18 protein-coding genes are annotated in these 23,315 nt (G+C 60.6%); 3 read left to right on the top strand and 15 right to left on the bottom strand.

From position 1 onward, the window contains the following. Positions 1–14: 14 nt before the first annotated feature. The 5 genes from QMK55_RS11080 to betI form a co-directional block, all read right to left on the bottom strand. Positions 15–1,352 carry a TldD/PmbA family protein gene (locus tag QMK55_RS11080; RefSeq protein ID WP_320329175.1) on the bottom strand — a complete coding sequence of 446 codons (1,338 nt, stop codon included), beginning with the start codon at positions 1,350–1,352 and terminating at the stop codon, positions 15–17. Further along, a complete protein-coding gene (locus QMK55_RS11075) occupies positions 1,352–2,794 on the bottom strand; it encodes a TldD/PmbA family protein (RefSeq protein WP_320329174.1) in 1,443 nt (480 codons plus the stop codon). The genes QMK55_RS11080 and QMK55_RS11075 overlap by 1 nt, the downstream gene beginning before the upstream one ends. Positions 2,795–3,078: 284 nt before the next feature. Further along, the gene (betA, locus tag QMK55_RS11070) at positions 3,079–4,782 is read right to left on the bottom strand and encodes a choline dehydrogenase (protein WP_320329173.1); all 1,704 of its coding nucleotides are present in this window, start codon (positions 4,780–4,782) and stop codon (positions 3,079–3,081) included. Between the two features lie 249 nt (positions 4,783–5,031). Continuing rightward, the gene (betB, locus tag QMK55_RS11065) at positions 5,032–6,504 is read right to left on the bottom strand and encodes a betaine-aldehyde dehydrogenase (RefSeq protein ID WP_102357706.1); all 1,473 of its coding nucleotides are present in this window, start codon (positions 6,502–6,504) and stop codon (positions 5,032–5,034) included. Between the two features lie 89 nt (positions 6,505–6,593). Continuing rightward, positions 6,594–7,187 (bottom strand): transcriptional regulator BetI, encoded by a 594-nt coding sequence (betI, locus tag QMK55_RS11060; RefSeq protein ID WP_025108530.1) that lies wholly within the window; start codon positions 7,185–7,187, stop codon positions 6,594–6,596. Positions 7,188–7,611: 424 nt separating this feature from the next. Here betI and betT point away from each other — a divergent pair, with 424 nt between their 5' ends. Next, the gene (betT, locus tag QMK55_RS11055; RefSeq protein ID WP_102357704.1) at positions 7,612–9,609 is read left to right on the top strand and encodes a choline BCCT transporter BetT; all 1,998 of its coding nucleotides are present in this window, start codon (positions 7,612–7,614) and stop codon (positions 9,607–9,609) included. Positions 9,610–9,862: 253 nt separating this feature from the next. On the opposite strand, the gene choV is transcribed toward betT, so the two are convergent. From choV to QMK55_RS11040, 3 genes are all read right to left on the bottom strand, one after another. Then, entirely contained in the window at positions 9,863–11,041 is a 1,179-nt protein-coding gene (gene choV, locus QMK55_RS11050) for a choline ABC transporter ATP-binding protein (protein ID WP_102357703.1), read from the bottom strand. Then, positions 11,038–11,883 (bottom strand): choline ABC transporter permease subunit, encoded by an 846-nt coding sequence (choW, locus tag QMK55_RS11045; protein WP_320329172.1) that lies wholly within the window; start codon positions 11,881–11,883, stop codon positions 11,038–11,040. The genes choV and choW overlap by 4 nt, the downstream gene beginning before the upstream one ends. Positions 11,884–11,949: 66 nt before the next feature. Further along, positions 11,950–12,897 carry a choline ABC transporter substrate-binding protein gene (locus QMK55_RS11040; RefSeq protein WP_102357700.1) on the bottom strand — a complete coding sequence of 316 codons (948 nt, stop codon included), beginning with the start codon at positions 12,895–12,897 and terminating at the stop codon, positions 11,950–11,952. 434 nt (positions 12,898–13,331) lie between these two features. Here QMK55_RS11040 and QMK55_RS11035 point away from each other — a divergent pair, with 434 nt between their 5' ends. Further along, positions 13,332–14,708 carry an L-serine ammonia-lyase gene (locus QMK55_RS11035; protein ID WP_102357698.1) on the top strand — a complete coding sequence of 459 codons (1,377 nt, stop codon included), beginning with the start codon at positions 13,332–13,334 and terminating at the stop codon, positions 14,706–14,708. A gap of 95 nt (positions 14,709–14,803) precedes the next feature. Here QMK55_RS11035 and QMK55_RS11030 read toward each other — a convergent pair whose 3' ends face one another. Beyond that, positions 14,804–15,751, bottom strand: a complete 948-nt coding sequence (locus QMK55_RS11030) for an IS110 family transposase (protein ID WP_102359176.1) — start codon at positions 15,749–15,751, stop codon at positions 14,804–14,806. 655 nt (positions 15,752–16,406) lie between these two features. Here QMK55_RS11030 and QMK55_RS11025 point away from each other — a divergent pair. Further along, the gene (locus QMK55_RS11025; protein WP_007949927.1) at positions 16,407–17,510 is read left to right on the top strand and encodes a GlxA family transcriptional regulator; all 1,104 of its coding nucleotides are present in this window, start codon (positions 16,407–16,409) and stop codon (positions 17,508–17,510) included. Positions 17,511–17,637: 127 nt separating this feature from the next. Here QMK55_RS11025 and QMK55_RS11020 read toward each other — a convergent pair whose 3' ends face one another. From QMK55_RS11020 to QMK55_RS10995, 6 genes are all read right to left on the bottom strand, one after another. After that, positions 17,638–17,901 (bottom strand): hypothetical protein, encoded by a 264-nt coding sequence (locus tag QMK55_RS11020; protein WP_102357696.1) that lies wholly within the window; start codon positions 17,899–17,901, stop codon positions 17,638–17,640. A gap of 371 nt (positions 17,902–18,272) precedes the next feature. Beyond that, positions 18,273–19,436: a gamma-butyrobetaine dioxygenase gene (locus QMK55_RS11015; protein ID WP_320329171.1), complete on the bottom strand. Its 1,164-nt coding sequence runs from the start codon at positions 19,434–19,436 to the stop codon at positions 18,273–18,275. A gap of 23 nt (positions 19,437–19,459) precedes the next feature. Continuing rightward, complete coding sequence (locus QMK55_RS11010; RefSeq protein ID WP_320329170.1) at positions 19,460–19,936, bottom strand: thioesterase family protein; 477 nt, start codon at positions 19,934–19,936, stop codon at positions 19,460–19,462. 127 nt (positions 19,937–20,063) lie between these two features. Continuing rightward, the gene (locus tag QMK55_RS11005) at positions 20,064–21,029 is read right to left on the bottom strand and encodes an L-carnitine dehydrogenase (RefSeq protein WP_320329169.1); all 966 of its coding nucleotides are present in this window, start codon (positions 21,027–21,029) and stop codon (positions 20,064–20,066) included. Between the two features lie 214 nt (positions 21,030–21,243). Next, the gene (locus tag QMK55_RS11000; RefSeq protein ID WP_093429893.1) at positions 21,244–22,131 is read right to left on the bottom strand and encodes a 3-keto-5-aminohexanoate cleavage protein; all 888 of its coding nucleotides are present in this window, start codon (positions 22,129–22,131) and stop codon (positions 21,244–21,246) included. Positions 22,132–22,206: 75 nt separating this feature from the next. Further along, positions 22,207–23,151 (bottom strand): choline ABC transporter substrate-binding protein, encoded by a 945-nt coding sequence (locus tag QMK55_RS10995; protein WP_320329168.1) that lies wholly within the window; start codon positions 23,149–23,151, stop codon positions 22,207–22,209. Positions 23,152–23,315 lie beyond the last annotated feature (164 nt).

Raw genomic sequence — 23,315 nt, 5'->3', positions numbered from 1 at the left:
TGGAGATCTTTGTCTTACAGGGTCAAGGTCAAACGGCTCACCAGCGCCCCCGGCAGCAAGGCCGACGAGGTATTGCGCTGGCTATAGGTGCTCGCCGACAGCAACAACTCGCGCTCGGCGGTCAGTGCTTCCAGCTGCGAACCCAGCAGGCTGTAGGCGCTGTCGTCGAAACGCATGGTGCTGACCGGCGCCTGAATCTCGCCATTTTCGACCCAGAACGTGGCAAACCGGGTCATGCCGGTCAGGCGCGCGGCCGGTTGATCGGAAAAGTTCAGGTACCACAGGTTGCTGATGTACAAGCCTGTGCCCAGTTGCTTGAGAATCTCGGCCTGTGACAGATTCCCGGCCGCCATGCTCAGTGCGCTCGGCGATTCGCCACCGCTGGCGCCGTTGGCGCTCAGGCCGTATTCGGCGGCACTGCGCGAACCGACCAGTTGATCGCCTGCCTTGCCTTCGATGACCAGGCGCAGATCGCTGCGCGGATACCCTTCGCCGGAAAACGCCGGGCTCAATGAGCCGCTGACTTTTTCATCCAGCGACACCAGCGGACTGAACGCCTGATCACCGACATACAGCTTTTGCAGCGGGCTGCTCTTGCTGGCGATCGACTGCGCGGAGAATCCGCCCCAGCTCAGCATGCCCATGATTTCTTCCAGCGCGGCCGGGGCCAGATACGCCCGGTATTGCCCCGGCGCCAGGGTGCGCAGCGGTCGACCGAGAAACGCCAGTTGCTCGCGCGCCTGCTGGAAGCGGCGGGCGAAGCCTGCGCTGCTCCATTCGTGCCCGGCGTAGCTGGCTTTCACCGCTTCGCCGTTTTCGTGGAACAGGCTGAAGTCGAAGTTGAAGCTGTTGGCCTGATGCCAGCCAAACGCCCCCGAGGAGCTGGCGAAACCACGGCTGATGGGGCCTGCGGCATAGAAGCCGACCAGATCCAGACCTTCAGCGGCGGCGCAGATCTCTTCAACCACCTGTTCGGTGTCCGGCAGTGGATGTTCCTGCACGTTGTTGCTCTGCCAGCCGTTATGGTTGAGCAGCAGGTACGGATCCTGCGGCAGCAGCGGCAGGGTTTCGCGCAGCTGTTGCAGGCCTTCGACGAGGCGTTGCAGATCGGCTTCCTGATCACCGGACAGGGTGATGTGCAGGTCGGCGTGGCGGCCGTCGTTGATCAGTTTCAGCCCGACATCGGCCTGCTGCACCTGACCGGCCTGACGCACCTTGGCGTGGTTGAACCGCACGAACGCCGAGGACTCGGCGGCATAGCTGAGGGTGAATTGTTCCGGCTCGCGCACACTGTCGCGCAGCCAATTGACCATGACCTTGAAGGCGTCGGACTGACTCTTCGAAATGCTCATCAGGCGTCTCCCCCAAACACATCAACGTTGCTGAATACGCAGGCCGGCGAAGCGTGGCCGACGCGGATCACCTGGTTCGGCTCGCCCTTGCCGCAGTTTGGCGTGCCCAGCACCATACGGGTGCCGGCATCGCCGACCGCGCGCAGACTCTTCCAGAAGTGCGCGGATATACCCCGGTAGTTCGGATTTTTCACCACACCTTTAAGTTCACCGTTCTCGATCAACTGACCCCACTCGCAACCGAACTGGAATTTGTTGCGTGCATCGTCAATCGACCACGAACGGTTGGTGCTCATCAGAATGCCATGCTCGATGCCGCTGATCAGTTGCGTCAGTGACTGATCGCCCGGCTCGATGTTGAGGTTGGCCATGCGGTCGATCGGCGGCCGGTTCCAGCCACAGGCGCGGCTGTTGGCAACACCGTCGAGACCGGCGCGGAACTGCGACAGCGCGCCGCCCAATGGCCGCAGCAGCAAGCCTTCGCGAATCAGGAACTGCTTGCTGGCTTTTGTACCGTCGTCATCGTGGCCGTAACTCGCCAGCTCTTCGGGAATGTCCGGATCGAAGGTCACGTTGAGCAGCTTCGAGCCGTATTGCAGGCTGCCGAAGTCGCTGGTTTTGACGAAACTGGTGCCGGCGTAGTTGCGCTCGTCACCGAGGATGCGGTCGAGCTCCAGCGGGTGCCCGATGGACTCGTGGATCTGCAGCATCATCTGGTCAGGCATCAGCAACAGGTCGCGCGGACCTTGCGGGGTGTTCGGCGCGAGCAGCAGTTGCAAGGCCTGATCGGCCACTTTCGGGCCGGCGCCAACCAGGCCGCAACGGCTGATCACGTCCGCGCCACCCTGCTGGCCGAAGTTCTCGCGGCCGAGGCTGCGGGTCTGGCTGTCGTTGCCGTCGTAGGCAGTGACGTCGAGGCCCGGGTAGACGAAGCGCTGGGCCTGGCGCAATTCGGCGCCGGCGCTGCTCAGGTAGATCTGCTCGACGTGGGTGATGCCGATGCTCGCTTCCCAATTCACCAGGCGCTCATCCTTTGGCACCGAGGCAGACTCTGCGCCGAGCAACTCGAAGCATTCGCTCAGGGACGGGAAGGGTTGCGCAAAATTGGGCGAAAAGTAATCAGCGCGGTCGCTCGACACCGGCTGATCACGCAGGTCGAGCAAGGCGTGCGGTTTGAGCCGCCGGGCCTGCTGTTCGGCGCGTTCAAGGGCGGTTTGCAGGCCTTGTTGCGACAGGTCGTTGGTCGCGGCGTAAGCCTCGACACCGTTGACGCGCACGGTAAGCATCGCGCCTTCGTCACGGCTCAGGCTCGGCGGCTCGGCGACGTTTTTACGCACCGACAGGTACTGGCCGGACTCGCGCACATACCGTAGGGAAAAAAACTCGGCGCCCGTGCGCAAGGCAGCGAAGCGCTGCTTGAGCTGGGGGTGGAAATCGAACATTCGGGAACCTCCTTGTTATGGAGTTGCGAGGGTGAAGCGATTCGGCGGGGAGGGGTGAAACGATTGCGCGAGGACTAGAGTAGGCCTGCGTGGGGGTAGGATCAAGTGAAGAGGGGGTGTAGGAGTATTTACTTGAAGCAGAGGGAATTGTGCTGAATGTGAGGGCCCCTTCGCGAGCAAGCCCGCTCCCACATTGGATCCTGAGCGTTCACACATTTTGTGTTCACAGGAGATCTACTGTGGGAGCGGGCTTGCTCGCGAAGGCCGCGCCTCGGTATTACGTCTTACTGAGCAACAGGCGTGATATCACGCATCGGCTTGCCCTTCACCGGCGCACCGCCAGCGACGTAGTAGGCAGCGTTGCTACGCGGCAGTGGCTTGCGGCCACGGATCTTGTCGGCGATTTTCTCGGCGATCATGATCGTCGGCGCGTTGAGGTTGCCGGTGGTAATGATCGGCATGATCGAAGCATCGACCACACGCAGGCTCTGCATGCCGTGCACGCGACCTTCGCCATCCACGACCGCCATGTCGTCGGTGCCCATCTTGCACGAGCAGGACGGGTGGAACGCGGTTTCGGCGTGCTCGCGGATGAACGTGTCCAGCTGCTCATCGGTTTGCACGTCGATGCCCGGGCTGATTTCGCGGCCACGGAAGGCGTCCAGTGCCGGCTGTTGCATGATTTCGCGGGTCAGGCGGATGCCGTCACGGAATTCCTGCCAGTCCTGCTCGGTGGCCATGTAGTTGAACAGGATGCTCGGGTGCTGGCGCGGGTCTTTCGACTTGGCCTGGATGCGACCACGGCTTGGCGAACGCATGGAACCCATGTGCGCCTGGAACCCGTGCTCTTTCACACCGTTGCTGCCGTTGTAGTTAATCGCCACCGGCAGGAAGTGGTACTGGATGTTCGGCCATTCGAACTCTTCACGCGTACGGATGAAACCGCCGGCTTCGAACTGGTTGCTGGCGCCGATACCGGTGCCGTTGAACAGCCATTCGGCACCGATGGCCGGCTGGTTGTACCAGAGCAGCGACGGGTACAGCGAAACCGGCTGAGTGCAAGCGTATTGCAGGTACAGCTCAAGGTGATCCTGCAGGTTTTCACCAACGCCCGGCAGGTCGTGAACGACCGGGATGTCGAGGCTTTCCAGCAGTTTCGCCGGGCCTACGCCGGAGCGCTGCAGAATCTGCGGCGAAGCGATGGCGCCGGAGCACAGCAGGACTTCTTTGCGCGCTTTGACTTCAACACGCTCTTCAGCCGAGCCGACCAGGTAACGCACGCCAACCGCACGCTTGCCTTCGAACAGGATCTTGTCGGTCAGGGCGTGGGTGACGATGGTCAGGGTCGAACGCTTTTTGGCAGTGTCGAGGTAGCCACGGGCGGTGGAAGCACGACGGCCGTTCGGCGTCACGGTGCGGTCCATCGGGCCGAAACCTTCCTGCTGGTAGCCGTTCAAGTCTTCGGTGCGCGGGTAACCTGCCTGCACGCCGGCTTCAACCATGGCGTGGAACAGCGGGTTGTTGCCAGCCTTCGGCGTGGTCACGCTGACCGGGCCTTCGCCACCGTGGTAGTCGTTCGGGCCGATGTCGCGGGTTTCCGCTTTACGGAAGTACGGCAGGCAGTCCAGGTACGACCAGTCTTCCAGACCTGGCAGTTTTGCCCAGCCGTCGTAGTCCATCGCGTTGCCACGGATGTAGCACATGCCGTTGATCAACGAAGAACCGCCGAGGCCTTTGCCGCGACCGCATTCCATCCGGCGACCGTCCATGTGCGGCTCCGGATCGGTTTCGTACGCCCAGTTGTAGCGACGACCCTGCAGCGGGAATGCCAGTGCAGCCGGCATTTGCGTGCGGAAGTCGAAACGGTAGTCCGGGCCGCCGGCTTCGAGCAGCAGAACGGTGACGCCTTCGTCTTCAGTCAGACGGGTCGCCAGGGTGTTACCGGCCGAGCCGGCACCGATGATGATGTAATCGAATTCTTGGGACATTGAATGCACCCTCTTTGAAGTTGGTCAGGTCAAGATCGCCGGGACGCTGCAAAGCCTAAGCAGAGGAGGAAACTCCCTGTGGAGAAGATCCTCTGTGGTGAGGGGATTTATCCCCGACCGGCTGCGCAGCAGTCGTAAAGTCAGCGACTGGGTTCTGTCTGGAGAATTGCAGTTTCTGGAGGGGCTGCTTTGCAGCCATCGGGGATAAATCCCCTCGCCACAAAGACCCCGTCCAGACTCTGGGTCAGATCAGAACACCGAGACGTAATCGCCCAGCTCGACCTGTACCGATTTGATGCGGGTGAAGTTGTTCAGCGAGCTGATGCCGTTCTCACGGCCAACACCCGACTGCTTGTAACCGCCGACCGGCATTTTGGCGTCGGACTCGCCCCAGGCGTTGATCCAGCAGATACCGGCTTCCAGTTGATGAATCACGCGGTGGGCGCGGTTCAGGTCTTTGGTGACGATACCGGCGGCCAGGCCGAAGTCGGTGTCGTTGGCGCGGCGGATCACTTCCTCTTCGGTCTCGTAGGAGAGGATCGCCATCACCGGGCCAAAGATTTCTTCACGGACGATGGTCATGTCGTCGGTGCAATCGGTGAACACGGTCGGAGCAACGAATGCGCCTTTGGCGAATTCGCCGTCGGTCAGACGCTCGCCGCCGCATAGCACGCGGGCACCTTCTTCTTTACCCTTGGCGATGTAGCCCAGCACGCTTTCCATGTGCGGGAAGCTGACCAGCGGGCCGAAGTTGGTGTTTTCGTCTTCCGGGTTGCCGATGCGGATGCGCGCTACGCGCTCAACGATCTTGGCTTCGAAAGCGGCTTTCAAGTGGCTCGGTACGAACACGCGAGTGCCGTTGGTGCAGACCTGACCGGAGCTGTAGAAGTTGGCCATCATTGCGGTGTCGGCGGCGCGATCCAGATCGGCGTCGTCGCAGATGATCAGCGGGGACTTGCCGCCCAGTTCCATGGTCACGTCTTTGAGCGACGAAGCCGAAGCACTGGCCATGACCTTCTTGCCGGTGTCGGTGCCGCCGGTGAAGGAGATTTTTTCGATGCGCGGGTGCTCGGTCAGCCAGGTGCCGACTTCACGGCCGCTGCCGGTCAGAACGTTGAACACGCCGTTTGGCAGGCCGGCTTCGGTGTAGATCTCGGCCAGTTTCAGGGTGGTCAGCGAGGTGACTTCGCTTGGTTTGAAGATCATCGCGTTACCGGCGGCCAGGGCTGGCGCGGATTTCCACAGCGCGATCTGGATCGGGTAGTTCCACGCGCCGATACCGGCAACCACGCCCAGCGGCTCGCGACGGGTGTAGACGAAAGCGGTGTCACGCAGCGGGATCTGCTCGCCTTCGATCGCTGGCACCAGGCCTGCGTAGTATTCCAGTACGTCGGCGCCGGTAACGATGTCGACGTATTTGGTTTCGGAGAAGGCTTTACCGGTGTCCAGGGTTTCCAGCGCGGCCAGTTCATCGTTGCGCTCGCGCAGGATGTCGACGGCGCGACGCAGGATGCGCGAACGCTCCATGGCGGTCATCGCGGCCCAGATTTTCTGGCCCTTTTCAGCGCTGACGACGGCACGCTCGACGTCTTCCTTGGTCGCACGTTGCACTTTGGCGAGGACTTCACCGTTCGCCGGGTTGATGGCTTCGAAAGTGGCATCGCTGCCAGCGTCGGAGTACGCGCCATCGATGTAGAGTTTTTGCAGTTCGAAACGGGCCATAGTGTCCTCGCAAGTGCATTAGTGGTTGGCGTTGACCACCGCGGTGGTGCTGCGGTGGCGGTTCAGGGGCCGAGCGTTTTCTGTGTGCTCTAGCTCACCTGCTTGGCCAATTGGAAATCCATGTATTCGTAAGCGATCTGTTGCGCCTGCGCGGTGTCGAAAGCGTCTCCCGACAGCGCGCCGCGCAACCACAAGCCGTCAATCAACGCTGCCAGTCCACGCGCTGCGCTGCGCGCATCTTCGAGCGGCAACACACGGCGGAACTCGCAGCACAGGTTGGAATACAGACGGTGATCGTTGATCCGCTGCAACCTGTGCAAAGACGGCTGGTGCATGCTGGTGGCCCAGAAGGCCAGCCAGGTTTTCATTGCCGGGCCATTGACCTGGCTGGCGTCGAAGTTGCCTTCGATGATCACCTGCAGATGCGCCCGTGGGCTGCTGTCTGCCAGCGCCTGACGGCGCGCGGTGACGTTCTCGCTGAGGACGTTCATCAGATACCGCATCGTGGCGGCGATCAGGCCGTTCTTGTCCTGAAAGTAATGACTGATGATGCCATTCGAGACACCGGCCAAACGGGCGATCAGCGCGATGCTGGCGTCCCCCATACCGACCTGATCGACCGCTTGCAACGTGGCTTCGATCAGTTGTTGGCGGCGGATGGGTTGCATACCGACCTTGGGCATCTTGCACATCTCCTTAGGCCTTCCGGCAGACGAAAAACGGCTGCTGGATTGAGGGCCAGTCTATTTTGTTTTGATTGAACGTTCAATCAACAAAGAATAAGATCTGCGACAAATCGTCGCTGCTTACAGGTTTTTCCTACGTGTAAATGGCGATAAACCGACATCCGAAAATGCTTGAAACCTGCGTGGGGCATGGCGCGGTTCGCGATTCGATGGACGTGTTGAATGGGCAAGACGCTCAGGGCCAGGTTTCGGATGAACGTCCGGGCCTCGGCCACGAAAGCGATTCGCAGCGCCATTTCGGCAGGTTCGGGCTTTTTCGGGGTGTCTTTATATCACCCGCCGGTCGGCTGCCAACTAACCGAGTGGTCGGGTTCCGTGTTGCCTTGTGTTCTTCTCTCGCACTGCCTGGAGCATTTGTGCCATGAGTTCTGCCTCGCTTATAAAGACCCCGCCCGAGAAGGTGACGGTCAACGGTTGGGTGTTCTACACCTCTACCGCGCTGATTCTGTTGTTGACCGCCATTCTGATTATCGCCCCGCAAGAGGCCGGCAGATTGTTGGGTATCGCTCAGGCCTGGTTGTCGCGCAGCTTCGGCTGGTACTACATGGTGGTGATCGCCGCCTACCTGGTATTTGTCGTCGGTCTGGCGTTTTCCTCGTACGGCAAACTCAAACTGGGCAGCAAGGATGACACCCCGGATTTCAGTTACGGCGCCTGGGCGGGGATGCTGTTCTCGTCGGGTATCGGTATTTCGCTGCTGTATTTCGGCGCCTCCGAGCCGCTGGACCACTACTTCAATCCGCCGGAAGGCGCAGCGGCCACCAACATGGCCGCGCGTCAGGCGGTGCAACTGACATTCCTGCATTGGGGCCTGCACGGCTGGGCGATCTACGCACTGGTCGGCTTGGCTGTTGCGTACTTTGCCTATCGTCATAACCAGCCGCTGGCACTGCGCTCGGCGCTGTATCCGCTGGTCGGCGAGCGTTGGGTCAAGGGCGCTGCCGGTCACGCGGTAGACGGCTTCGGCATGTTCGTGACCCTGCTGGGGCTGGTGACCAACCTGGGGATCGGCTCGCTGCAAGTGTCGTCGGGCCTGGAAAACCTGTTCGGCATGGAACACAGCAACACCAACCTGCTGATCGTGATCATCGTGATGAGCACCGTGGCGACCATCGCTGCCGTGTCCGGCGTGGAAAACGGTATTCGTCGTCTGTCTAACCTGAACATTGTGTTGTTCAGCGGTCTGCTGATTTTCGTCCTGTTGTTTGGCCCGACTTTGCATCTGCTCAACGGCTTCGTGCAGAACATCGGCGACTACCTCAATGGCATCGTGCTGAAAACCTTCGACCTTTATGTGTACGAAGGCGACAACGCCAAGTCCGAGCGCTGGATGGGCCTGTGGACTCTGTTCTACTGGGCGTGGTGGATTTCCTGGGCCCCATTCGTAGGCATGTTCATCGCGCGTATTTCCCGTGGTCGTACCGTGCGTGAACTGGTCGCTGGCGTGCTGCTGATTCCACTGGGCTTCACTCTGGCCTGGCTGTCGATCTTCGGTAACTCGGCGCTGGACCTGGTGGTGAACCATGGTGCGGTGGAACTCGGCAAGACGGCGCTGGAACAGCCGTCGATGGCAATCTATCAATTGCTTGAACACTATCCGGCGTCGAAAGTCGTTATCGGTGTGTCGATCTTTGTTGGTTTCGTGCTGTTCCTGACCCCGGCCGACTCTGGCGCGGTAATGATGGCGAATCTGTCCTGCAAGGGCGGCAACGTTGACGAAGATGCCCCGCACTGGCTGCGAATATTCTGGTCGGTGGTGATCACCCTGGTGACCATCGGTCTGCTGTTCGCCGGTAACTTTGAAGCCATGCAAACCATGGTGGTGCTGGCCGGTCTGCCGTTCTCGGTGGTGTTGGTGTTCTTCATGTTCGGCCTGCACAAGGCGATGCGCCAGGACGTGCAGATCGAACAGGAGCAGGCGCAACTGGCTGAACGCGGTCGTCGTGGCTTCAGCGAGCGCCTGACTCAGCTGGATCTGCAACCGAGCCAATCGGTGGTGCAGCGTTTCATGGACAAGCAAGTCAGCCCGGCACTGGAAGATGCGACGGCGCAGATGCGTGCGCAGGGTCTGCAAGTGCAAACGCTGCTGGGTAAATCCAAACGCTGCATGGGCGTGCGCGTCGAGATGGAAGAGGGCAACCCTTTCGTCTACGAAGTGAGCCTGGACGGCTACCTGGCGACCCCGACCGAATCGGCCCAGTCCGATGAGGCGCGCCAGCGTTACTACCGCGCCGAGGTGTATCTGCACAACGGCAGCCAGGACTACGACCTGATGGGCTTCACGCAGGATCAGATCACGCGGGATGTGCTCGATCAGTTTGAAAGCCATCGGCAGCTCCTTGGCCGGGTGTACAGCTAAGACTTGAAGTTCTGCAGTGCAATCAGCCGCACCGCAGAACCATTGTGGCGAGGGGATTTATCCCCGATGGGCTGCGAAGCAGTCCTGCAACCGTCAAACGCGGTTTTCCTGGATTACCGCGTTTGACGACTTGGGGCCACTTCGCGGCCCATCGGGGATAAATCCCCTCGCCACAGATCCTGTATTCACAGCTGAATATCTGCACTAACAAAAACGCCGCGATCCTCTCGCGGCGTTTTTGTGTCTGAGGTTCTTACCCCAGGTTCTTGCCCAGCAACGCGTGATACAGCTCGCTGTCGCCAAGAATCCCCACCACATGGTTGTTGTCGTGCAGCACCAGTTTGTTGCCGGTCTGGTAGCGAATCTGCAGTGCGTCACGCATGCCGATGTTCGAGTCCACCAGTGTTGGCTTGCGCTCCAGTCCTTCCACCGCTTGTCCCGGTGCCCAGTTCTGCAGGTTCAGCACCGAACCGTTCTGCCGTGCACCCTTGATGGTGTTGCCTTCGGCCAGGTCCAGCCACGAGTCACCACCCGGATCCAGACACACCGAGCCGTTGATGCGTTTGCAGTTGTCCAGCGTGCGCATCAGGCTGCGGCCGCAGAGCACGTTGAGCGGGTTGGTGTGGGCGACGAAGGTGCGCACATAGTCGTCCGCCGGGTTCAGCACGATCTCTTCCGGCACGCTGTACTGGATGATCCGGCCGTCCTTCATGATCGCGATGCGGCTACCCAATTTGAGCGCCTCGTCGAGGTCGTGACTCACAAACACGATGGTCTTGCTCAGCTTGCGTTGCAGCTCCAGCAGTTCATCCTGCAGGCCCTGACGGATCAGCGGGTCGAGTGCCGAGAACGGTTCGTCCATCAGCAGAATGTCGGCGTCCATGGCCAGCGCCCGGGCCAGGCCCACACGCTGTTGCATACCGCCGGAGAGTTCATCGGGCTTCTTGTTGCGCCATTGGGTCAGGCCTACCAGTTCGAGCTTGTCGTCGACCAGCTTGCGGCGTTCCTTTTCCGGTCGGCCCTGCATTTCCAGACCGAAACTGATGTTCTCGCGCACTGTCAGCCACGGCATCAGGGCGAATTTCTGGAACACCATGGCGATGCGTTTGGTGCGCATCATCTTCAGTTCGGCCGGGGTGCAAGAGGCGATGTCGATCTGCTTGCCTTCATGCTCGACGAACAGCTTGCCGCGACTCACGGTGTTGAGGCCGTTGATGCAGCGCAGCAGGCTCGATTTGCCGGAACCGGAGAGGCCCATCAGCACGCAGATCTCGCCCTTGTTGATGTCCAGGGTGGCTTTTTCCACGCCGACGATCTGCCCGGTCTTTTTCAGGATCTCGTTACGGGTCATGCCCTGATCCAGCAGCTTTAGCGCCTCGCGTGGATCCTTGGAGAAGATTACGTCAACGTCTTCGAAGCGAATTATGCTCATGCGTCACCCCCTGCTTTGGCGTCGGGTTGTTTGCAGATACGGTCGAGCATGATCGCCAGCAGTACGATCGCCAGGCCCGCTTCGAAGCCAAGGGCGATATCAGCAGTGTTCAGTGCGTTGACCACCGGTTTGCCGAGTCCGTCGGCGCCCACCAGTGCCGCGATCACCACCATCGACAGCGACAGCATGATGCACTGGGTGATGCCGGCAGCGATGCTCGGCATGGCGTGAGGCAGTTCGATCCGTGAGAGCAATTGGCGACGCGAGCAGCCGAAGGCCTTGCCGGCGTCCATCAGTTCTTGCGGGACATCGCGGATGCCCAGGTAGGTCAGGCGGATCGGCGCAGCGATGGCGAACACCACCGTGGAGATCAGGCCTGGCACCACACCCAGCCCGAAGAGGGTCAGGGTAGGAATGAGGTAAACGAAGGTCGGTACGGTCTGCATCAGATCGAGTACCGGACGCATTACAGTGTAGAACATCGGCTTGTGCGCGGCGACGATGCCCAACGGCACGCCGATGACCACGCAGACCAGGGTCGCGAACATGACCTGGGCGAGGGTTTCCATGGTCTCCTGCCAGTACCCCAGGTTGAGGATCAGCAGGAACGAGGCGATGACGAACACCGTCAGCCCCCATTTGCGTTGAATGAAGTGGGCCAGCAGGGCGATGAGGCCGATCAGCACCAGCGGGTTGAACCAGGTTAGCGCAAACGTCACGCCGTGGATCATCGTTTCCAGTGTCACGGCGATCGCGTCGAAGGTGCTGGCGCCGTGTTGCGTCAACCATTCAACGAAGCCCGCGATGTACTGGCCTAAAGGGATTTTCTGATCAATCAGCATGGTAGTGAACGTCCGCATGCAAGGAATAAACAGCCCGGGCGAGCGAACTCGCCCGGCGTAAGGCAATTACTGTGCGAGCTTGGCTTTCACGGCCTCCAGGCCTGGTTTACCGTCAATGGTGGTCACGCCAGCGAGCCAGGTATCAAGCACCTGTGGATTCTTTTTCAGCCAGGCCTTGGCAGCCGCTTCAGGCTTCATCTTGTCGTCCAGGATGTTGCCCATCAGGGTGCTTTCCATGTCGACGGTGAACTCCAGGTTCTTCAGCAACTGACCGACGTTGCTGCATTCGGTGACGTAGCCCTTGCGGGTGTTGGTCGCCACGGTCGCAGCACCGAAATCGGGGCCGAAGAAGTCATCGCCGCCGGTCAGGTATTGAATCTTGAAGCGCTTGTTCATCGGGTGCGGCGCCCAGCCGAGGAAGACCACGGCGGTGTCGCGTTTCTGCGCGCGGTCGACCTGCGAGAGCATGCCGGCCTCGGACGATTCGACGACTTTGAAGCCGGCGGCTTTCAAACCGAAGGCATCCTTGTCGATCATGCTCTGGATCAGGCGGTTGCCGTCGTTGCCAGGCTCGATGCCGTAAATCTTGCCGTCGAGTTCTTTCTTGAATTTGGCGATGTCGGCGAAGTCATGCAGACCCTTGTCGTACAGGGCTTGTGGTACGGCGAGGGTGTACTTGGCACCCTTGAGGTTGGTGCGCACCACTTCGACGGTGCCGGCATCGCGGTAAGCCTTGATGTCGTTTTCCATGGTCGGCATCCAGTTACCGAGGAACACGTCCATGTTCTTGCCGTCGGCCAGCGACTTGTAGGTCACGGGCACGGAAATCATGGTGGTCTTGGTCTTGTAGCCGAGGGCGTCGAGCACCACGGAAGTGGTGGCGGTGGTCGCGGTGATGTCGGTCCAGCCGACATCGGAGAAGTTCACGGTACTGCACTGAGCGGGTTCTGCAGCTTGAGCCAGTAACGGCAGACTCAGCATGGCGGCCAACAACAACGACGGGGAACCTTTCATGGATGGACTCCTGGATGTTTTTTTTGGCAGTGTTCCGACTGGACCACCGCACTTATAGGTTGCGGTTGGATGGCGTTCTGGAGACAGCTCTACCACGGCGCCTTGCAATCGAGTCATAACGATCATGTACCAGTGAAAATCTGACGCCTACAGGGTGCGTCGTATCCAGTACAGGGATGGTCGTATCTAGTGTCAGTGACGTCGTTTACAGCTTTTTTCTGCCCCGGTCGGCCCTCTGAGCTGCATAAAAACGGCGAAAAACCGGGGTGAAAACGGCGCGGCGCTGGTGGGCATGAGTGCGTCGGTGTCAGACGCCGGGCGACCTGACAAAAGCCTGATGATGCGGGCATTCCGGCGGATCGCAGCTTGAGCGTAGCAGCTCCGCCAGCGGGCGCTTAAAGCCCGGGAACGGCATCCTCAGGAGCTCTGCAGCAATGGCTATCAGCGTTTTCGACCTGTTCAAAATCGGCATTGGCCCGTCCAGTTCCCACACCGTCGGCCCGATGCGCGCCGCCGCCCTGTTTGTCGAATCGCTGCGCGACAGGCACCTGCTCGAACAGGTGCGTCGTATAGAAGTGCAATTGTTCGGATCGCTGTCGGCCACCGGCATCGGTCACGGCAGCGACAACGCGGTGATCATGGGCCTGATGGGCGAGTGGCCGGACGCAATCGACCCGTCGCAGATCGGCCCGCGGATTCAGGCGCTGCGTGAAACCCACACCCTGCTATTGGATGGCCGTTTGTCGGTGCCGTTTGTCTGGGCGCGTGACATGCGCCTGATCGACGAGAACCTGCCATTCCACCCCAACGCGATGACCTTGGTTGCCGAGGGCGATCATGGGGAAATTCATCGCGACACCTACTATTCGGTCGGTGGCGGTTTTGTGGTGGATCAGGCGCAGGCGTCCAGCGGCGTGGTCGATCTGGATCGCACCGAATTGCCTTATGACTTCTCCAGTGCGGTGGAGCTGCTGGAGCTGTGCAAACAGAACAACCTGCGCGTCGCCGAACTGATGATGGCCAATGAAAAGGTCTGGCGCAGCGAAGAGGAAATCCGCGCCGGGCTGATGACGCTGTGGCGAGCGATGCAGGATTGCGTCGAGCAAGGCCTCAAGCACGAAGGCATCCTCCCTGGCGGCTTGAACGTGCGCCGGCGTGCGGCCAAGTTGCATCGCAGCCTGCAAGAATTGAACAAACCCAACGTGATCGGCTCGACCCTCAGTGCGATGGAGTGGGTCAACCTGTTTGCCCTCGCGGTGAATGAAGAGAACGCGGCGGGCGGGCGCATGGTCACGGCACCGACCAACGGTGCGGCAGGGATCATCCCGGCGGTGTTGCACTACTTTATGAAGTTCAGCGAAGCGGTCACCGACGCCAACGTGGTCGACTACTTTCTGGGCGCGGCAGCGGTAGGCATTCTGTGCAAGAAGAACGCCTCGATCTCCGGTGCCGAAGTCGGTTGCCAGGGCGAGGTCGGTTCGGCCTGCGCGATGGCGGCCGCAGGGTTGGCGGAGATTCTCGGCGCGACGCCGGAGCAACTGTGCAACGCGGCGGAAATCGGCCTGGAACATAACCTGGGTCTGACTTGCGATCCGGTCGGCGGCCTGGTGCAGGTGCCATGCATTGAGCGCAACGCGATTGCCGCTGTGAAGGCGATCAATGCCGCGCAGATGGCGTTGCGTGGTGATGGTCAGCACTTCATCTCGCTGGACCGGGTGATCCGCACCATGCGTGATACCGGCGCGGATATGCATGACAAATATAAAGAGACATCGCGCGGTGGTTTGGCGGTCAGTGCGGTTGAGTGTTGAGTCAGCAATACCGAGTTGAGTTCTTCGCGAGCAGGCTCGCTCCCACAGGAGCCTGTATTTCAAATGTGGGAGATTCTATGGTTCATGCCTAGCCCCTAAACGGCTTTAGGTGAGTATTCGCTCTGGTTTTTCAACAGAGCAAATACCACCCGGGCAAGCTTGCGGGCTAGTGCGACCAGTGCTTGGGTAGTGCTCAATCCGCGCTCTCTTAAAGCCTCATAAAACCCTTTCCACGCCGAGGTCCGGCTCGCCGCCATTGCAGCGTTGTGCAGCAATCGACGTGCCTCTGAGTCGCCTCGTTTGGTCAGGCAGCGACGGCCTTTCTTTTTGCCTGAGTCCGATATGCGCAGATCCAGGCCTAGAAAGGCGATGAAAGCGTCGGCATTCCTGAAGTCCCCACGCTGAAAGGATGCGAGCAAGCGGGCGCCGGTCAACGTACCGATGCCTTCTACCTTCATGCAACGCTTGAGCTGAGCGCCTAAACCGGCTTCGTCTATCTGCGCCAGGATCGTTTTCTCCAGCAGGATTTCCAGTCTTTGCATGGCGTTTATCTGATTTTTGAAAGCGGTTTTGAGCAATGGCTCATTCTCCCAGCTCTGCTTGAGGCTGACACGAGCCTGGACCAGAGCCGCACGGCGCCGGAAAAGACTGATGAGCCGGCAATACAAGGGCGACGGCGGTGTCCAAGGGCGTAAGTGGTCCCCTTCGTTTGTCAGATAACGGGCCAGTAATCGGGCATCCAGCGCATCAGTTTTGGCGCGAACGTTCACGCCTTTGCGGTAATGGCTGAGCTCATAACCGCCAACCATATAGATCACGCAACCATCGGCATACGCCAGATCAGCAAATTCCTGGTGATAGATATTGGTGGCTTCGATGGCGATTGCCACTGGCTTGGCAGCGGTTTTGAGCCATTTCTTGATCGCCGCTTTGGTATTGGAGATTGTCTCGAGCTGATCTGATTCGGCGTGATAAATCACCAGTTCGTCCTTGGCGACATCAACCCCGATAATCGACTGAGTGGTAACGACGGGCATTGCCATGAGAAATCCTCCGGGCTAAGGTTTGAACGCTTGAAGGGTTCACCCAGAGGCGCAGGCTTGTTCCTATCGTCGGTCTAGGCCAGATGCATTCTTTATCGGCGCTTGGGTGAAAGGAGGAGGGGTGAAATCTCCCACGGTCTGTACTGCGCTAACAGTCAGAATCGAGCCTTGTCCCTCCTCCTCCCTTCAAGTCCTACCATACAAGCGAGCCTGCTCGCGAAGGGGCCAGACCAGTCAAAACTGCTCGCTAAGTGAACACGCATAATTCCACACGCCACCTTTTGGCGCGTCGCAATCAGATAAGAGTCTTTCCCACCCGCAGTGCGCCATTCGCACCTCCTACCGTCCGTCACCTGTGCCTGCGGTGACACTCTGAAACAATTGCGCGCAAGCCCGTTCCCACAAGTGCTACCGATCTGCTCACAGGCAACGGGGCAGCGCTTTTGCCGCCGCTGATGGCACTTCGAACGGCCTTTTGTCGGACGGCTCGTATAGACACGTCGCGACGTCGTTTTCAGGAGTTATTGAACGGCCATTCAATTTTAGGCATGGCAATTGCTCTGTCATAACAAAGCCCGTCTCCCACGCGAGAACGCGGCAATAACAAGAGCCTCCGCCTGAGGCCATCACCCGCTTTGTGTGAGGAGATACCGCGATGACGTCGTTCAACTCCGGGGCCCAACCCCAGAACCGTGCGCCTCAATCCATCGGCTTTCTGCTGCTGGACAATTTCACGCTTATTTCTCTGGCCTCCGCAGTAGAGCCTCTACGCATGGCCAACCAATTGTCCGGTCGTGAGCTGTATCGTTGGAGCACCCTCACCGTCGATGGCGGCCAGGTGTGGGCCAGTGACGGTCTGCAAATCACCCCCGACGCTTCCATGCACAAAGCCCCGCCCCTGGACACCGTGATCGTCTGCGGCGGCATTGGTATTCAACGCACCGTGACCCGGGAACACGTTTCATGGCTGCAAAGCCAGGCGCGTCAGTCCAAGCGTCTTGGCGCGGTGTGTACCGGCAGTTGGGCGCTGGCCTGCGCCGGCCTGCTCGACGGTTTCGATTGCAGCGTGCATTGGGAATGTCTGGCGGCGATGCAGGAAGCTTTCCCACGCGTAGCGATGAGCACCCGTCTGTTCACCCTCGACCGTAACCGCTTCACCAGCTCCGGCGGCACCGCGCCACTGGACATGATGTTGCACCTGATCAGCCGCGATCACGGCCGTGAACTGTCCGCCGCGATCTCGGAAATGTTTGTCTACGAACGCATCCGCAACGAGCAGGATCACCAGCGTGTGCCGCTCAAGCACATGCTTGGCACCAACCAGCCGAAGCTGCAGGAAATCGTCGCGCTGATGGAAGCCAACCTCGAAGAGCCGATCGACCTCGACGAACTGGCGGTGTACGTCGCCGTGTCGCGTCGACAGCTGGAGCGGCTGTTCCAGAAGTACCTGCACTGCTCGCCGTCGCGCTATTACTTGAAGCTGCGCCTGATCCGCGCCCGGCAACTGCTCAAGCAGACGCCGATGTCGATCATCGAAGTGGCCTCGGTGTGTGGTTTCGTCTCGACGCCGCACTTCTCCAAGTGCTACCGCGAATACTTCGGCATTCCGCCGCGTGACGAGCGCGTAGGTTCCAACACCACGCAGCAAGTGGCGATGCTGCCGCTGCCACAGGCGATCGTGATGTCGCCGCTGTCGGGGCCGATGTCGGCGTTGAGTCAGGCGCGTAATGAATCCACGTTTGCCAGCGTAAGGCTCTGAACCGAGTCATCGTTCTTCGTCGGAACGCCGCCCGGAGACAGGCTCGCTCCCACAGGATCTGCGTCGGACACAAGTGTTGTGTTCACCCGGATCACTGTGGGAGCGAGCCTGCTCGCGAATGGATTTATCAGGCGCTATGGCTTTGCTGGAAATCCGCCAACGCCGGCAACAACTGCTTGTCGATCGCCTGACGCACCGCAGGCTGAATGCTGGCGCCGCTGGTGTACATGTCCTTGACCATTTTGCGCAGTTCAAAAGCGCGAACATTATTCAGGCCGCGCACGGCATGCTCGCAAGCCTGTTCGGCGGTCGAGCCGCTTGGCACCTGAATATCCAATGCCTTGAGCTGGCCCAACAGGTCTTCCTGATCTATCAAATCGGCGTACATCATGGCGCGAATCCTTCTTCGTCAACGGAGGTCGTGGCTCGATTCTGGTAGGCATGCGGGGGGACGGCAAGGGTGAATTGTCGCAGTGGCCGGGACGGCTATGAACAGGTCGTTTTCGGCTAACTCGCCGCCAAGGGGAGTGGGCACACTGGACTCAGCTCGCTACACGACGGTTTGGTCACCCTCGACTGGCAGCTCCTCAACAGTACCCTCTGCCCCGATCCTGTCACGGCTTGTATCGGGGCTTTTTTTGCCTGTGAATCAGAGAGGAGGGTGTTGATTGATCTGACGCCATCGCGAGCAGGCTCACTCCTACAGGGGGAATGCATTTCAAATGTGGGAGCGAGCCTGCTCGCGATGAACGATGACGCGGTCTAGCGTTGCAATACCAATATCCGCGACAACAACTCGTCCCGATCGATGTAGCACCCCTGGAAATGCCGCGCCCCGGTCGCCGGATCAAACGCATTGCGCGCATGCAATGTGCGGCGGTTATCGAAGCACCACAGCTCACCCGGATCAAGCCGCTGTATCAGCCGAAACCGTGGCTCGCGGGTCATCGCGATCAAGCGTCGATAGGCGCGATACAGCAGTGGCATCTGCTCCACCGACGTATCGAATGCCCCGCGCAGAAAGTTCGCCATGCGAATCTCTGCAATCCGACCCAACGCGTCCAGCGCAATGATCGGTGCCAGGCAGCGATAGTCGCTGTGGCGATCCTTGTTGCGGAACTCCACGGGGATTTCGCACAGCGCCTGAAACAGCTCCGGCGCTTCCTGACGCAACGCGTCGGCAATCGCAAAACCATCGACAAAAATACTCTCGCCACCTTCGGCGTCATTCACCAGGCAATGCAGAAACTGCAGCCCCGGTTGCAGCTCGCGGGTCGGCAAATCGGTGTGCAACGGCAGGTTGAAAGCGGTGTAGGCGTTACTGTCGGCGTCGGCCTTGGACTGCACGTTGAACAGCACGCCGAAATTGCTCTCGCGGATGAACGAAATACGCTGCGCGATCAGCTTCAGCGAGCCCGGTTCGGTGGGCACGCCGCGCACCTGGGTCAGGCCGATGTCGCGCACCGCGATGAGCCATTGCAACAGGGCGGCGTTGTCATTCATCAGTGCAGCGTAGTCGAACACCGGCAACTGCAGATCACTGCGCCACAGGTAAGCCTTGGGCTTGGTGGCCAGTCGCTCGGCCCGGGAGGCATCGTCGTAGGCGTGGGCACGCAACCAGCCGGGGTCGAAGCGGCTGCGGTGGCCGTCCTGCCAGTCGATGCGCAGGCAGCCGTCGTGGTCGATATGGGCGGCGGCAGGCTTGAGGTCTGCAGCAGCGTCGACGATCTCGAACACCTGCTCGCGGGTGACGGTGTAGACGCACTGCTCGCACGGGCAGTTATCTCGCAGCCAGACATGGTGAAACGGGCTGATGCGGCCATCGGCCCAGGCAATCGCAACGCGATCCGCCAGACTCTGCACGCCGCTCAGCGCGCTGATCAACGGATAAGTACGGAAATCGGCTACAGCGGCAGCGGTGTTCATGGCGGCTCCTTGGTTGGGCGGGGTTACCGGGCGGGTGGCAGGGCAATGACGCGGCCGAGGTAAGCCGGGGCGGGCAGGTCGTTCTGCTCGGCGACGATGGCTTGCAGGCGGCGCAGGGTGTCTGGGGTGAACGGCGCCGAACGCGGGCCGGCGAGGTCGACGTGCAGCAACATCTGTTCGTTGCCGGCCAGTTCCTTGTCGTCGCCGGTCAGGTGCAGGCTGTGATAAAGGTGCAGGCGTTTGCTGTCGTGGCCGATGATCTGCGTGCGCACCTCGACCTCGGCGTCGAGCTTCACTTCGTGCAGGTAATTGAGGTGCAGTTCGAGGGTGAACAGCGAATGGCCGCTGGCTTCGCGGTTGTTACTGTCCATGCCGAGACGATCCATCAGGGCATCGGTGGCGTAGCTGAAAATCAGCAGGTAGAAGGCGTCGCGCAAGTGGCCGTTGTAGTCGACCCAGTCGGGGATGATTGTGGTTTGGTAGGTGGTGAGGCTGGGCATGGTGTTTGTTCCAACATTGATGGTGTCTGGACTGCCGTTTTCGCGAGCAGGCCCGCTCCCACATTGGAGTGCGATCACCTGTGGGAGCGAGCCTGCTCGCGAAGGGGCCGGAACTGCTGAGCAAGGATTACTCGCTGAAACTCATCCCGTGCTTTTCCTTGGTGGTTTTCACCGCCTCCAGCACCGCCAGCAAGCAATCATCACGATAGCGCTCCAGCGCCGAAATGCTGTGGCGTCCGAGCTGGTCGCTGGTGCCGTCGACCACGTCATCAATCAACTTGTCAGTCAGTTCCGGTGCCGGCAGATAGGTCCACGGCAACTGCAGCGCCGGACCGAACTGCGACATGAAGTGACGCATCCCCGCGTCACCACCGGCCAGCGTGTAGGTCAGGAATGTGCCCATGAACGACCAGCGCAGACCAGCGCCGAAACGGATCGCGTCGTCGATTTCGCCGGTGGTCGCCACGCCGTCATTCACCAGGTGCAGAGCCTCGCGCCACAGCGCTTCGAGCAAGCGGTCGGCGATGAATCCCGGTACTTCCTTGCGCACATGCAACGGACGCATGCCGAGGGATTCGTAGACGTTCATGGCCGCTTGCACGGCCTCCGGCGCGGTGTTCTTGCCGCCGACCACTTCCACCAGCGGCAACAGGTAGACCGGGTTGAAGGGGTGGCCGACCACGCAGCGTTCCGGGTGGGTCGAGCTCTCGTAGAACTCGCTCGGCAACAGGCCCGAAGTACTTGAGCCGATCAGCGCGTTGGGTTTGGCCGCCGCGCTGATTTTGCTGTGCAGCTCCAGTTTCAGCTCAAGGCGTTCCGGGGCGCTTTCCTGGATGAAGTCGGCATCGCGCACGCATTCTTCGATGGTTGCGACAAAGCGCAGGCGATCCTGCGACGCACCGGGCGCCAGACCGTTTTTCTCCAGCGCGGCCCAGGCATTGGCCACGCGTTTGCGCAGCGCGGCTTCAGCGCCAGGCGCCGGGTCCCAGGCCACCACGTCGAGGCCGTGGGCGAGGGCGCGAGCGACCCAGCCGCTGCCGATGACACCGCTGCCGAGGGCGGCGAAGGTTTTGATGTCGGTGATAAAGCTCATAGGCCACGTCCTGAAAATGTCGGTGATCCCTGTGGAAACTCTGTTCTTGTGGCGAGGGGATTCATCCCCGATCGGCTGCGAAGCAGTCGTAAAACCAGCGCTCTCGGTCTATCTGATGCCCCGGGTTGTCAGGTTTTGGGGCGGCTTCGCCACCCATCGGGGATAAATCCCCTCACCACAAAATTCATTTCACAGAGGGAAATGGGTGGTTGGGTTAACCGCGCTGGGTCAGGCCCATTTTCTTGCGACCTTCCGCCGGGGTCAGCACCCGGGCGCCGAGTCGGCTGAGGATCTCGGTGGCGCGTTCGACCAGTTGGCCGTTGGTTGCCAGCACGCCTTTGTCCAGCCACAGGTTGTCCTCGAGCCCGACCCGCACGTTGCCGCCCAGCAGCACCGCTTGCGCGGCCATCGGCATCTGCATGCGGCCAATGCCAAACCCGGCCCACACCGCGTCAGCGGGCAGGTTGTCGACCATGGCTTTCATGGTGGTGGTGTCGGCCGGTGCGCCCCACGGGATGCCCAGGCACAGCTGGAACAGCGGGTTGTCGAGCAGACCTTCCTTGATCATCTGCTTGGCGAACCACAGATGACCGGTGTCGAAAATTTCCAGCTCGGCCTTCACGCCCAACTCGGTGATGCGCTTGGCACCGGCACGCAGTTGCGCCGGCGTGGAGACGTAAATGGTGTCGCCGTCGCCGAAGTTCAGGGTGCCGCAATCGAGGGTGCAGATTTCCGGCAACAGTGCTTCGACGTGCGCCAGACGGGTCAGCGGGCCGACCAGATCGGTGTTGGGGCCAAACTCCATCGGGTTTTCGCCAGCACCAATCTCCAGGTCGCCGCCCATGCCGGCGGTGAGGTTGACGATGATGTCGACGTCGGCCTCGCGGATGCGCTCCATCACTTCGCGGTACAGCGCCACGTCGCGGCTGAACTTGCCGGTCTGCGGGTCGCGCACATGGCAGTGCACAACAGTGGCGCCGGCCTTGGCCGCTTCAACGGCCGCCGCAGCGATCTGTTTCGGCGTGACCGGCACGTGGGGACTCTTGGCGGTCGTGTCGCCAGCACCGGTGAGTGCGCAGGTGATGATGACGTCGTGGTTCATGGTGCGGTTTCCTTCAGGCGTGATGGGTCTGTTCGCAGCCCTTTTCGGGGCTGCGAGGTGTTGATTCGGGGTGAGTTACTTGGTGGTCAGTTGCAGGTTTGCAGCGGCCGGTTTGCCATCGAAGGTGGTCACACCCTCCAGCCAGCGCTGCTTGTCTTCGGGGTGATCCTTGAGCCACTGCCTGGCCGATTCGAAGGCGTCCTTGTGATCGAGCAGCGGTTGCATCATGCGGCTCTCGTCTTCGGCGGTGAACGTCAGGTTGCTCAGCAGGCGGCCGACATTCGGGCACTGGTCGGCGTATTTCGGCGCGGTGACGGTCCACACCGTGGCCATCCCTTCGTTCGGGCCGAGGGCGTCGTCGCTGCCGGTGAGGTAGGTCATTTTCACGTTGACGTTCATCGGGTGCGGCGCCCAGCCGAAGAACACCACAGCCTCCTTGCGACGCACGGCACGGTCGACGGCGGCGAGCATCCCGGCTTCGCTGGACTCGACCAGCTGGAACTTGCCGAGGCCAAACTGGTTCTTGGCGATCATCGCCTTGATCTGCGTGTTGGCGCCCGAGCCTGGCTCGATACCGTAGATCTTGCCGCCCAGTTCCTTGTCGAATCTGGCGATGTCGGCGAAGGTCTTCAAACCCTTGTCCGCCAGATAGGTCGGCACGGCGAGGGTCGCGCGGGCGTCCTTCAGGCTCGGCGCCGGCAGGACCTTGACCTGATTGGCGTCGACGAATGGGGTGATGGTCTGGGTCATCAGCGGGTTCCAGTAGCCGAGGAACAGGTCCAGACGCTGATCGCGGATCCCGGCGAAGATGATTTGCTGGGAGGCGCTGGTTTGTTTGGTGTTGTAGCCGAGGCCGTCGAGCAGGACCTGGGTCATGGCACTGGTGGCGATCACGTCGGTCCAGTTGACCACGCCCATGCGTACGTTCTGGCACGACGCGGGTTCGGCTGCCATGACGCTGGCGCTCAAGAAAGCGGTACCGCTGAGTGCAAGAACACAGCTGCTGATCAGTCGTTTCATGTCGGGTTCCTCGGCAGGTCGTTATTGTGAGTTCCGGTGTCTGTCGCGCCGGTGATGCCAAGTTACGCAGCTGCACGCCCTTGAAAGCGCACTGCGGCGACTGGCTCTTGCACTGTAGCGACCTGTGCGCTTGAACGCTGACGACAATCGGCGTATCAACGATC

It is taken from the genome of Pseudomonas sp. P8_229, assembly GCF_034008635.1.
In the GTDB taxonomy this organism is placed as follows: Bacteria; Pseudomonadota; Gammaproteobacteria; order Pseudomonadales; family Pseudomonadaceae; genus Aquipseudomonas.
Note: the sequence above shows the minus strand (reverse complement) of the source record. Positions and strands in the feature narration are given on the sequence as shown.

Bases quoted from the DNA above. Each gene is read 5' to 3' on its own strand.
- QMK55_RS11080 (WP_320329175.1), bottom strand. From the start codon at position 1,352: ATGAGCATTTCGAAGAGTCAGTCCGACGCCTTCAAGGTCATGGTCAAT.
- QMK55_RS11075 (WP_320329174.1), bottom strand. From the start codon at position 2,794: ATGTTCGATTTCCACCCCCAGCTCAAGCAGCGCTTCGCTGCCTTGCGC.
- betA (WP_320329173.1), bottom strand. From the start codon at position 4,782: ATGTCCCAAGAATTCGATTACATCATCATCGGTGCCGGCTCGGCCGGT.
- betB (WP_102357706.1), bottom strand. From the start codon at position 6,504: ATGGCCCGTTTCGAACTGCAAAAACTCTACATCGATGGCGCGTACTCC.
- betI (WP_025108530.1), bottom strand. From the start codon at position 7,187: ATGCCCAAGGTCGGTATGCAACCCATCCGCCGCCAACAACTGATCGAA.
- betT (WP_102357704.1), top strand. From the start codon at position 7,612: ATGAGTTCTGCCTCGCTTATAAAGACCCCGCCCGAGAAGGTGACGGTC.
- choV (WP_102357703.1), bottom strand. From the start codon at position 11,041: ATGAGCATAATTCGCTTCGAAGACGTTGACGTAATCTTCTCCAAGGAT.
- choW (WP_320329172.1), bottom strand. From the start codon at position 11,883: ATGCTGATTGATCAGAAAATCCCTTTAGGCCAGTACATCGCGGGCTTC.
- QMK55_RS11040 (WP_102357700.1), bottom strand. From the start codon at position 12,897: ATGAAAGGTTCCCCGTCGTTGTTGTTGGCCGCCATGCTGAGTCTGCCG.
- QMK55_RS11035 (WP_102357698.1), top strand. From the start codon at position 13,332: ATGGCTATCAGCGTTTTCGACCTGTTCAAAATCGGCATTGGCCCGTCC.
- QMK55_RS11030 (WP_102359176.1), bottom strand. From the start codon at position 15,751: ATGGCAATGCCCGTCGTTACCACTCAGTCGATTATCGGGGTTGATGTC.
- QMK55_RS11025 (WP_007949927.1), top strand. From the start codon at position 16,407: ATGACGTCGTTCAACTCCGGGGCCCAACCCCAGAACCGTGCGCCTCAA.
- QMK55_RS11020 (WP_102357696.1), bottom strand. From the start codon at position 17,901: ATGATGTACGCCGATTTGATAGATCAGGAAGACCTGTTGGGCCAGCTC.
- QMK55_RS11015 (WP_320329171.1), bottom strand. From the start codon at position 19,436: ATGAACACCGCTGCCGCTGTAGCCGATTTCCGTACTTATCCGTTGATC.
- QMK55_RS11010 (WP_320329170.1), bottom strand. From the start codon at position 19,936: ATGCCCAGCCTCACCACCTACCAAACCACAATCATCCCCGACTGGGTC.
- QMK55_RS11005 (WP_320329169.1), bottom strand. From the start codon at position 21,029: ATGAGCTTTATCACCGACATCAAAACCTTCGCCGCCCTCGGCAGCGGT.
- QMK55_RS11000 (WP_093429893.1), bottom strand. From the start codon at position 22,131: ATGAACCACGACGTCATCATCACCTGCGCACTCACCGGTGCTGGCGAC.
- QMK55_RS10995 (WP_320329168.1), bottom strand. From the start codon at position 23,151: ATGAAACGACTGATCAGCAGCTGTGTTCTTGCACTCAGCGGTACCGCT.